The organism is Granulicatella sp. HMSC31F03 (assembly GCF_001807725.1).
In the GTDB taxonomy this organism is placed as follows: Bacteria; Bacillota; Bacilli; order Lactobacillales; family Aerococcaceae; genus Granulicatella; species Granulicatella adiacens.
Genome location: NZ_KV790850.1, coordinates 1 through 9,617 on the forward strand (window position 1 = coordinate 1; position 9,617 = coordinate 9,617).

A 9,617-nucleotide genomic window follows, 5' to 3' on the forward strand; every position below is an offset into this window, starting at 1 on the left:
TGTCACTGTCCAAGCTAAAGATGCCAACGGTACTCCGGTAACTGCGAAATATACGCCAACTGTGACTTCTGTTACTCCTTCTTCTAAGGATGAAGTGACAACGGATGTTCAAGGCAAAACGCAAACTGCAAAACCTAAGTTTGAAGCAGGTGATCCAGAGGTCCCTCTAGATGATTCAGTTCCAGCAACCTTTGAAGATGGAACAACGACTAAGGTGATTCCTGGAGTTGGAACCTTCACTGTTGCTCCAGACGGAACGATTACTTTTGTTCCAGAAGCTGGCTTTACAGGGGTAGCTCCAACCGTAACGATTCAACGTGTAGACGTAAATGGAACAGTAGTAAAAGCAAATTACACTGCTACAGTTACGCCAGCACCAGTTATGCCAATTGAACAACATCCACAGACTTCTCAACCAGAATTACCAAATACTGGTACTGGTGATGAATTTGGATTGTTTAGTGCAGCAGCATTAAGTATTCTAGCTTCTGTTGGATTAGTAGCGTCTTCTCGTAAAAAAGACGACGAACAAGAAGCATAACCAATCAATCAAATGAAGCGTGAGACTAGAAAAGATAGTCTCACGCTTTTTGTTTGCCGTTGCAAAACTTTCTTTATAAGAGTAGACTGAAAGAGTACACGCGCAAAAGGAGTGATATTATGAAGAAAATTGAACAAAAAGATTTATTTGAATTAAAAAATGTAGCTCAACCAGTTGTGGCCGGAGGAGACATCTTCTTTACAGAAACGAAGATGAATGAAAAGAAGAATACTTATGAAACAGCTGTTTATAAGTACACAAACGAAGGAAAAGTAGCTTATGGAGATGATGGAACGGTCAATTCATCGCTTCAAGTATCACCGGATGGAAAGTGGCTTAGTTTTGTCAGTAATGAAGGAGAAGATAAAACTCCTCAATTGAAAGTTCAAGCTGTAACAGGAGGGAAAGCCATCACTCTAACTCAGGAGAAAAAAGGCGTCTCTGTATATGTTTGGGGAAAGGATAGTCAGTCTATTTATTATCAAACGACTAAAGCGGATGAAGAAGAAAAGAAAGATGAATTTCCTCAACCAATCATCGTTGAAAAAACAACGTATCGATTCGATGGTGGAAGCTTCTTGCCAAATAAAGAAACAACCCAAATTAAACAGGTAGAAGTAGCCACTAAAGAAGTGAAGACACTTTTTGAAACGGAAGAGTCTATATTCTTCAGAGATGTATTACATGATGGCGGAAGCCTTATTGTAGACCGTGATTTATCCAATATTCGTTGGACATTAGATAGTGCAGAGGCTTGCTATGTGGATGTGGCCACTGGGGATATTCATCCAATTCTTGAAGCTGGAACAGATGAATCTTATCGCTATATATTGGATTCAAAAGAGGGAGTTATTTTAGCTTATAATTCAGGGGAACACGGATTTGTTACACAAGTAGACATCGTATTCAATAAGGAAGGTCAACCAGGTACAGAAGGAAGTATTTTAAATTTAACGTCTGGATTAGATGTGGAATGGGGAGACTGGTTGGTTGCTGACTTCCAACAATCGGTTACTGGAGTGGAACCTCAATGGATGGATAAGGACAGCTTCCTCGTAAGTGCGAGTGTAGAAGGGAAAATCGTATTATACCGTCTCTTCTTAGATGGAAGAAATGAAGTTCTTTTTGATAAAGAGGTTCATATTACAGGAGCCAAAATCATCTCTGAAAAAGAACTGGTCATCACTTATTCAACGACGACAATTCCAAGTGCATTGGCAAAATTGGATTTAACCACTGGAGAAATTACAAACCTTTACAATCCAAATGAAGCATACTTGGCGGAACATATCGTTACAACGCCTGAACGCTTTACGTATAAAGGTTACGACAACTGGGATATCCACGGATGGTATATGCCACCAGTCGAAAAGAAAGATAAGCACGCGGCAATTCTCTATGTTCACGGTGGACCACAAGTGGCATACGGCGAAAGTTTCTTCCATGAAATGCAAGCACTCGCTGCAAAAGGCTACGGAGTCATCATGATTAACCCTCGCGGAAGTAACACATACGGACAAAACTTTGTAAAGAGTATTCTTGGCGACTACGGTAACCACGATTTCGACGACTTAATGATGGGGGTAGACTACATCTTAGAAACACATCCTGAAGTTGATGTGGACCAATTATACGTTGCAGGAGGAAGTTACGGTGGATTCATGACAAACTGGATTGTAACGCATACGGACCGCTTCCGTGCAGCCGTGACACAACGTTCTATCAGCAACTGGATTAGCTTCTACGGCACAAGTGACATTGGACCATTCTTCGTGGAAAAACAATTGCTTGATGACATTCATAATCCACAACGCCTATGGGAAATGTCACCAGTGGCTCATGCCAAAAATGCGAAGACGCCTTTACTTGTCTTACATGGACAAAGTGACCTTCGTTGCCCACAAGAGCAAGGGGAGCAAATGTATATGGCCATGCGTAAAAACAATGTGCCTACAAAAATGATTCTATTCCCTCAGTCTAGTCACGGGCTCTCTCGTTCAGGATTACCAAATCTTCGTCAAGAACGTCTAAAAGCTATTACGGACTGGTTTGAGGAGTATTCAAAATAATCATTGAATAGAAAAAGAGTCGTATTTCATATCGAAATACGACTCTTTATTTTATTGGAATAGATGTTGTTCGAGTGCACGACGTTGGACTTTCATCGTGGCAGTTCGTGGGAATTCGTCAAATGGTAGGATAATCGGTTCGTTTAAGTGGGGAAGATTCACGAGTGTTTTCCACCATGCATCCCATTGGAATTCGCCATCACCTTTTACCGCCACAACTGGTTGAGGGTAGCCATTTGGATCTTTTACAATGACAATTTCTTCAATCCATTCGTGAGTATCGAGCAAGAAGTCCTCAATGGCAAGCGTACTTGGTAGAGATTCGACTAAATCGACTTGACGGTCTTGCAAGATGAGTTCTCCCGATTCGTTGATATATCCATAGTCACCAGTATCCCACCAGTCGCCATAGACATTCGCATTGAATCGGTCTTCCTCCTTATAGTAAGTCACAGCACGACCTTTAGAAAATAAATGAATATTTCCCGGAGTATTTACTGGTAGAGGAGTCCCATGTTCATTTGCAATTCGTGCTTTAGTGAAGTCAAGATAACCAACGCCCATATTCCGCACGTCAGTAGTAGGAAGACTTTCAAGGGTATGTTTCCGTACAATCGCCGGCCCACATTCACTTTGACCGTAAATTTGTAAGTAAACCCCGTTGCCTTCTTTATTGGTACGTAAGAAAGTAGCCATTGTTTCTTTATTAATCGCGTCAAAGGTAGAGTGGTAGTAACGCGTATTCTCAAATAAATGGGGTTTTGCTTTTGCAAGGTGAGCCCACTGGACAAAATTATTCGGATGTGTCTCAATCGCAAGAGGAGAGTGATGCTGTAAAACCTTCTCTACATTTTGAACACTTGGATCAGCAATATAGAAATAAGGATAGCCAAGATTCATGAGAGAAGACATACCAATATTAAAGCGGGAATGAACGGGTGAAATATGGAAAGCCAGTAAATCAATACGGTCCATTTTCTCCATGATGCTTTGTTGGAAGGCAATTCGCCACCCCATACTAATTGCAGAATGAGCAATAAGTTTTGGTACGCCAGTCGTTCCACTTGTATGCGTCATGTAACTAATCTCGGTGTCTGGTAGTGGATTAAAATCAACATCCGCTTCATCGGCCTGGAGGACATCACTAACTGAGAACGCATGTTGTTTCACCTCTTCAGGTAAAGAGGTGATTCTCTCAGCAGTAACGTCGTCCAACAGAATCCATGGATTTTCTAAGCGCTCAGAAAAAACTTCAATAACTTCACTGGAAAGATGGAATGAAGTCATCACTGGAACAGCGCCAAGATAGCATACACTAACCGCAAGCCAGTACGTATCTACAGAGGAACTCTTATAGAGGAGAACTTTATCGCCTTGTCGAACCCCAAGAGTTGCTAATTGACGGGCGCGCTTGACAATCGCTATATGAGTAGCGGTATACGTTGTTTGGGTACCTAATTCTGGAAAAGCAGATGTTTTAGTATCTACAAAAATAGAGCAGTCAGGAAATTTTTCGCAAGCTTCTTTATAGTTTTTATAGAGTTGCAGTGGTTTAAATGGCATAACAAAACTCCTTTCATTGATATTTATTATATCAGTCACAAAAAAGGAAAACAATGTGACTAAAAATATTGACAAAAGCTAGCTAGAAGGGTATATTATTAAAAGTTATTCAATAGGTGACCTGTAAGGGGATATGTGTTGACAGATTCTCTATTATTTGGTAGACTACTGGGGTTGAGAAAACAAGCAGAAGCATCCCGCTTCTCGCCTAAGTTGACAAGGGTCCTTGGGCTGATAGGAAATGTTCAAGTTTTAAAAAGACATTGGCAGCGGGAGTATTCTATTACTTCCGTTGCTTTTTTGCTTTTTTTCTCTCAAAATTTCTTGGAGGTGAATATCATAGCAAAAGATATGATGGTCAATGATGGAATTCGCGCTCGTGAGTTACGTGTTATTGACAATAACGGTGAACAAATTGGTGTTCAATCGAAAAATGATGCTTTACGTTTAGCAGAACAAGCTGGACTTGATCTAGTATTAGTCTCGCCAAACGCAAAACCACCAGTTGCCAGAATCATGGATTATGGTAAATATCGTTTTGAACAGCAGAAAAAAGAACGAGAAGCTCGCAAAAACCAAAAAGTCATCAATATCAAAGAAGTGCGTCTAAGCCCTACAATTGATGAGAACGACTTTAATACGAAGTTAAAAGCAGCGATCAAGTTCCTTGAAAAAGGTGATAAAGTCAAAGCAAGCATTCGCTTCAAAGGTCGTGCCATTACTCATAAAGAGATTGGCCAAAAAGTTCTCGAGCGTTTAGCAGAACAAGTTTCTGAAATCGCGACAGTTGAACAAAAGGCTAAAATGGACGGACGAAGCATGTTCTTGATGTTAGCACCTAAGAATGATAAGTAAAAAAGTAACAGGAGGAAAGTCTCATGCCAAAACAAAAAACACACCGTGGTTCAGCTAAACGTTTCAAACGTACAGGTGGTGGAGGATTAAAACGTTCTCAAGCCTTCACAAGCCACCGTTTCCATGGCAAAACTAAAAAACAACGTCGTCACTTGCGTAAACAAACAATGGTTCACGCTACTGACATCAAACGTATTAAACAACAATTAAGTCAAATGCGTTAATTCAGCACGCAAACTATTACATTTTCAAGCCAGTCGCAAGAGACTGATAGACCAAGGAGGAATTAATTATGCCACGTGTTAAAGGTGGAACAGTTACTCGTCGTCGTCGTAACCGCGTTTTAAAATTAGCAAAAGGTTACTACGGAGCGAAATCAAAATTATTTAAAACAGCTAAACAAGCAGTCATGAAATCATATATGTATGCTTACCGTGACCGTCGTCAAAAGAAACGTGACTTCCGTAAATTATGGATCGCACGTATCAATGCGGCAGCTCGTTTAAACGGATTAAGCTACAGCAAATTAATGCACGGCTTAAAATTAGCTGGTATCGAAATGAACCGCAAAATGTTAGCTGACTTAGCAGTTAACGATGCAGCTGCTTTCACAGTATTAGCAGACAAAGCTAAAGAAGCATTAGCAAAATAATTTTATTTTCTAGATAATAGATCCACATTTGAGCCCCGTTAAACTCAATGTGAAGAATACCAAGAAAGAAATTGGAGGAAACAATCGTGCGTACAACATACATGGCTAAAGCTAGCACTACAGAACGTAACTGGGTTGTTATCGACGCTACTGATGTGCCATTAGGACGTCTTTCAGCTGTTGCAGCAAGCATTTTACGTGGAAAAAACAAACCAACATTTACACCTAACGTTGATACAGGTGATTTCGTAATCATCATCAACGCTGACAAAGTTGCCTTAACAGGTAAAAAAGCAACTGATAAAGTTTACTATCACCACTCAAACCACCCTGGTGGATTGACTGCTCGTACAGCTGGTGAATTACGTGCTAACAACTCTCGTAAATTAGTTGAATTATCAATCAAAGGCATGTTACCTAAGAACTCATTAGGTCGTCGTCAATTTACTAAATTACATGTTTACGGTGGAGCTGAACATCCACATGCTGCACAACAACCAGTAGCAGTAGACATCCAATCACTAATCTAAGGAGGAAAAAGCATTGGCTCAAGCACAATACCGCGGCACTGGACGCCGTAAAAACTCAACTGCCCGTGTTATCTTAGTACCAGGGACAGGAAACATTACAATTAACAAAAAATCAATCGAAGAATACATCCCATTTGCTTACTTACACGAAGTAATCAAACAACCTTTAAACTTAACTGAAACATTAGGTTCATACGATGTTTTAGTGAACGTTAACGGTGGTGGATTCACAGGTCAATCAGGAGCTATCCGTCACGGAATCGCTCGCGCATTATTAACAGTTGACCCTGACTTCCGTGGAGTGTTAAAAGCTGCTGGCTTATTAACACGTGACCCACGTATGAAAGAACGTAAAAAACCAGGTCTTAAGAAAGCTCGTAAAGCGAGTCAGTTCTCAAAACGTTAATTTTTTACAAGTATTTATTACAAACTCAAAGCACTCTGTATATACAGGGTGCTTTTTTTGTTGAGAACTGACGAACGCAATTCACATGGGTGTTGTTGCTTTAGCAACTTACAGCCATGGGTGCGAAGGGCGGAGCCCTAGCCTCAAAACGTTAATCAACACGATTATATCAACGTTTACAGACATTCAAGAATTTTCTCTTGGATGTCTTTTTTTGTTCAAAAAACTAAAGTTCACCCCAAAATTCATCCCAAGTTCACCCTATTGCTTTTTGAGACTTCTTGATTTACTGTTTCTGTAGTATTAACATAAGTCTTCGTTATTTGGATGTCACTATGAGTAAGTGCTTCTGAGCCCTGTTAGAGTGAAGGAAATCATAAATGGTAAACTAGCTATAGATATTAATGAGAAAAATCAGTGTAATCTAACTTGGTATTCTGTTTTCCTGTATTATTTAAGTTGTAAAGAGAAACAAAGAAAAAGTATTGAATTATGGTTTAAAGGAGAAATAAAAAAAAGAAACTTTGAAACCCTGGACTTTTATAACCTTTACGAAATTTCAGTTACATTGATTACTACTCAAGATTATGAGGTATACCAGATATTAAGTAAGATAATTTTTAAAATTATTAAGGAAGATCTATATAAATGGAGTTCTTATCGTGATATCTTTTTATATCTTGAAGTTAGAAATTTTGTAGTAGAAGAAAATAAAAAAAAGATTGATGAAATTCTAAAAAATGACAATAAAAGATTGATTTTTTGACGATGGTTGCGATCTGGTGATTCTTCTTGACTAAGGAAGTCTCTGCGACGGCTATTTTTCTACAGTCTTTACAGCGGAAACGGCGTTTTCTCAATCGAATGAGAGTCTTGTAGCCAGCACAATCGAGGTAGGGGATTTTGGATTCTTTTTGAAAGGCATATTTAGTCATTTGTCCTTGAAGTTGTGACATTTAGAGGGAGGATAATCGAGCTTAGCAATGACTTCTTTATGCGTTCCAGCATCAAGATAAACTAAGATAATAATGTTTTTGTCATTAATTCCAAGTATCTTTGTGATAAAATTTAATTGTTCCATAAGATTCTTTCTAATGAGGGTTTGGTCACTTTTTCATTATAGGTCTTATGAGGCTTTTTTCTACAACAAAATAGACTCCATAATTCCTACAGTGGTTTTACCCACTACAGAAATTATAGAGCCTGAAACCAACGTTTCTGGGCTTTTTTCTTGCTTAAACTATTCTTCTGGCTGAATTTTGTCTGATTGAAAAAAGATTAGAAAATATCTTTTGATTTAATACTTGTATTCTCTTTTTTAATGTGATATAATTATAACGTAGAGGTGAGATATTTATAACAAATGCTACAGTCACCAATCTTTTCTTACAAGAAAATTTGCCATTAGGCACAAGCCTAAAAATTTTACTGTTCAATGTGAACTATTTCTAACAAAGGAGGAATACATCATGTTTAAATCACAAAAAATAGGGCTCATCATTTCGACACTAATGACTAATCTTTTCGTTATTAGCTACGTTTTTCTAGCTACAAACCTCAGTCTTTTGGCTAAAATATTGATTAGCCTTACACCAATTATCGGTAGTGCCATTGGATTTTCTGCCTTCTACTTTAAAGACAGGAAAGAAGAATAAGATGAAACACATCAAAAAATGGTTAATTTGGACTTGGTTACCTGTTATGCTACTACTGTGGCTATTAACTCCGCCAAGTAATTCCCCCTGGGTAAAACACACTGTTTTTCTAGTCACGATTACCATGCAAGGACTTATTTTCTGGCTTGTTTCCAAGGCACAATCTCAAGAAGACGAGGAAAAGTATTTTGGACTGACAGAGAAGTTGTATGGTATGACCTTATTTTCCGCTATGGCCATTTACACTAAAGGTATCTGGATAATCACACCAGCTACTAGTCCTATCTGGCTGAAACACCTTTTTCTAGGTTCTGGCTTGTTTGTCCTCATTCTTTGCTTTCTCTATTTTGCATTAAAAAAAGTTGATGAACAAGCAGACGAGCGTTTCTATATGAACTTGGCAAAGGCAGCCTGCACAACCCTGGTACTGATAGTTCTATCTCTGATAGTGTTGAGCATAGTAACATTTTTCCTTCCCTTCACCCTAAGAACAGGCATGGTTTTGATTTTTACTGCATCCATGATTGTGTTTTTTGACCTGTTTTTCCTCATATTTGAAAAGAGGGGTTAGATATGGGAAAAATTCTAACAAACTTAAAAGCCATCCGAGAAGACTCCCGCATGACCCAGCAAGAATTGGCGGATAAGATTGGTGTACGACGGGAAACTATTCTCCACTTGGAGAATAATCGATATAACCCTTCGCTTGAAATGGCGCTTAAAATCGCACGTGTCTTTGGCATGTCCGTTGAAGATATTTTCCGCTTAAATGAGGAGGTCTAGTCATGAAAAAACAAATTTGTACCCACTGCGGTGCTGACCAATTTGTCGTAAAAAAACAACTGAAAGGTTATGCAGGATTAGTCAGTGAAGAGGCTAAATTCGTTTCAGGAGGTATTGCCCTCTATCATGAAATTTGTCAAAATTGTGGTACTGTTCATAGAAGTTTTGTGAAGGATGTTGAAAAATTATAAGCGATTGAAGTGCACCCCAAAAGTTAGACACAAAATCTAACTTTTGGGGTGTTTTTATTATGAAATTAACTTATGAAGATAAAGTTCAAATTTATGAACTTAGAAAACAAGGATTTAGCTACTCACGACTTGCAGATATGTTCGGTATAAATGCGAGAAATATTGCCTACATGATTAAATTGATTGAGCATTATGGGTTAGAGATAGTTAAAAAAGGGAAAAATAATTATTATTCTCCAGAAATAAAACAAGAAATGATTGATAAAGTCTTACTCGAAGGTTGGAGTAAAGAAAGAGTTTCTCTCGAATACGGCCTCCCTGGGCGTGCCACGCTTCACAACTGGCTCGCACAATACAAGAAAAATAAGTATA

The 9,617-nt window shown here is 38.7% G+C and carries 13 protein-coding genes, 2 pseudogenes and 1 other annotated feature; of the genes and pseudogenes, 13 read left to right on the forward strand and 2 right to left on the reverse strand.

The window, feature by feature from the left end; all coding sequences use genetic code 11:
* Positions 1 to 541 (forward strand): LPXTG cell wall anchor domain-containing protein (locus HMPREF3106_RS03560; RefSeq protein ID WP_148129402.1); only part of this gene is annotated, 541 nt, incomplete at its 5' end.
* A gap of 119 nt (positions 542 to 660) precedes the next feature.
* The gene (locus tag HMPREF3106_RS03565; RefSeq protein WP_070444477.1) at positions 661 to 2,610 is read left to right on the forward strand and encodes a S9 family peptidase; all 1,950 of its coding nucleotides are present in this window, start codon (positions 661 to 663) and stop codon (positions 2,608 to 2,610) included.
* 51 nt (positions 2,611 to 2,661) lie between these two features.
* On the opposite strand, the gene HMPREF3106_RS03570 is transcribed toward HMPREF3106_RS03565, so the two are convergent.
* Positions 2,662 to 4,173, reverse strand: coding sequence for an AMP-binding protein (locus HMPREF3106_RS03570; RefSeq protein WP_070444479.1), 1,512 nt, complete (start codon positions 4,171 to 4,173; stop codon positions 2,662 to 2,664).
* A 178-nt stretch (positions 4,174 to 4,351) separates the two neighbouring features.
* Positions 4,352 to 4,480: a sequence feature (ribosomal protein L20 leader region), on the forward strand.
* 44 nt (positions 4,481 to 4,524) lie between these two features.
* On the opposite strand from HMPREF3106_RS03570, the gene infC reads away from it, so the two are divergent.
* From infC to HMPREF3106_RS09530, 6 genes are all read left to right on the forward strand, one after another.
* Positions 4,525 to 5,028 carry a translation initiation factor IF-3 gene (gene infC / locus HMPREF3106_RS03575; RefSeq protein WP_070444481.1) on the forward strand — a complete coding sequence of 168 codons (504 nt, stop codon included), beginning with the start codon at positions 4,525 to 4,527 and terminating at the stop codon, positions 5,026 to 5,028.
* A gap of 23 nt (positions 5,029 to 5,051) precedes the next feature.
* The gene (gene rpmI, locus HMPREF3106_RS03580; protein WP_005605917.1) at positions 5,052 to 5,252 is read left to right on the forward strand and encodes a 50S ribosomal protein L35; all 201 of its coding nucleotides are present in this window, start codon (positions 5,052 to 5,054) and stop codon (positions 5,250 to 5,252) included.
* Positions 5,253 to 5,320: 68 nt separating this feature from the next.
* Entirely contained in the window at positions 5,321 to 5,680 is a 360-nt protein-coding gene (gene rplT, locus HMPREF3106_RS03585; protein WP_005605911.1) for a 50S ribosomal protein L20, read from the forward strand.
* Positions 5,681 to 5,766: 86 nt separating this feature from the next.
* Positions 5,767 to 6,210, forward strand: coding sequence for a 50S ribosomal protein L13 (rplM, locus tag HMPREF3106_RS03590; protein ID WP_039848825.1), 444 nt, complete (start codon positions 5,767 to 5,769; stop codon positions 6,208 to 6,210).
* 13 nt (positions 6,211 to 6,223) lie between these two features.
* The gene (gene rpsI / locus HMPREF3106_RS03595; RefSeq protein WP_005605904.1) at positions 6,224 to 6,616 is read left to right on the forward strand and encodes a 30S ribosomal protein S9; all 393 of its coding nucleotides are present in this window, start codon (positions 6,224 to 6,226) and stop codon (positions 6,614 to 6,616) included.
* 364 nt (positions 6,617 to 6,980) lie between these two features.
* The gene (locus tag HMPREF3106_RS09530) at positions 6,981 to 7,382 is read left to right on the forward strand and encodes a hypothetical protein (protein WP_168160693.1); all 402 of its coding nucleotides are present in this window, start codon (positions 6,981 to 6,983) and stop codon (positions 7,380 to 7,382) included.
* Here the strand turns inward: HMPREF3106_RS09530 and HMPREF3106_RS09250 are convergent.
* A pseudogene (locus HMPREF3106_RS09250) lies at positions 7,369 to 7,697 on the reverse strand (transposase family protein); the annotation flags it as partial. The gene HMPREF3106_RS09530 and the pseudogene HMPREF3106_RS09250 overlap by 14 nt on opposite strands.
* 388 nt (positions 7,698 to 8,085) lie before the next feature.
* Here HMPREF3106_RS09250 and HMPREF3106_RS03610 point away from each other — a divergent pair.
* The 5 genes and pseudogenes from HMPREF3106_RS03610 to HMPREF3106_RS09650 form a co-directional block, all read left to right on the forward strand.
* Positions 8,086 to 8,271, forward strand: coding sequence for a hypothetical protein (locus tag HMPREF3106_RS03610; RefSeq protein WP_039848823.1), 186 nt, complete (start codon positions 8,086 to 8,088; stop codon positions 8,269 to 8,271).
* A gap of 1 nt (position 8,272) precedes the next feature.
* The gene (locus HMPREF3106_RS03615; protein WP_039848822.1) at positions 8,273 to 8,842 is read left to right on the forward strand and encodes a hypothetical protein; all 570 of its coding nucleotides are present in this window, start codon (positions 8,273 to 8,275) and stop codon (positions 8,840 to 8,842) included.
* 2 nt (positions 8,843 to 8,844) lie between these two features.
* On the forward strand, positions 8,845 to 9,054 hold the full coding sequence (locus HMPREF3106_RS03620) for a helix-turn-helix transcriptional regulator (protein WP_005605896.1): 210 nt from the start codon (positions 8,845 to 8,847) through the stop codon (positions 9,052 to 9,054).
* 2 nt (positions 9,055 to 9,056) lie between these two features.
* On the forward strand, positions 9,057 to 9,245 hold the full coding sequence (locus tag HMPREF3106_RS03625; protein WP_005605894.1) for a hypothetical protein: 189 nt from the start codon (positions 9,057 to 9,059) through the stop codon (positions 9,243 to 9,245).
* Positions 9,246 to 9,304: 59 nt separating this feature from the next.
* Positions 9,305 to 9,617, forward strand: a pseudogene (locus HMPREF3106_RS09650) (IS3 family transposase); the annotation flags it as partial.

What these genes read in the sequence shown, in the direction of transcription:
- HMPREF3106_RS03565 (WP_070444477.1), top strand. Translation starts at nt 661, where the DNA reads ATGAAGAAAATTGAACAAAAAGATTTATTTGAATTAAAAAATGTAGCT.
- HMPREF3106_RS03570 (WP_070444479.1), bottom strand. Translation starts at nt 4,173, where the DNA reads ATGCCATTTAAACCACTGCAACTCTATAAAAACTATAAAGAAGCTTGC.
- infC (WP_070444481.1), top strand. Translation starts at nt 4,525, where the DNA reads ATGATGGTCAATGATGGAATTCGCGCTCGTGAGTTACGTGTTATTGAC.
- rpmI (WP_005605917.1), top strand. Translation starts at nt 5,052, where the DNA reads ATGCCAAAACAAAAAACACACCGTGGTTCAGCTAAACGTTTCAAACGT.
- rplT (WP_005605911.1), top strand. Translation starts at nt 5,321, where the DNA reads ATGCCACGTGTTAAAGGTGGAACAGTTACTCGTCGTCGTCGTAACCGC.
- HMPREF3106_RS03610 (WP_039848823.1), top strand. Translation starts at nt 8,086, where the DNA reads ATGTTTAAATCACAAAAAATAGGGCTCATCATTTCGACACTAATGACT.
- HMPREF3106_RS03615 (WP_039848822.1), top strand. Translation starts at nt 8,273, where the DNA reads ATGAAACACATCAAAAAATGGTTAATTTGGACTTGGTTACCTGTTATG.
- HMPREF3106_RS03620 (WP_005605896.1), top strand. Translation starts at nt 8,845, where the DNA reads ATGGGAAAAATTCTAACAAACTTAAAAGCCATCCGAGAAGACTCCCGC.
- HMPREF3106_RS03625 (WP_005605894.1), top strand. Translation starts at nt 9,057, where the DNA reads ATGAAAAAACAAATTTGTACCCACTGCGGTGCTGACCAATTTGTCGTA.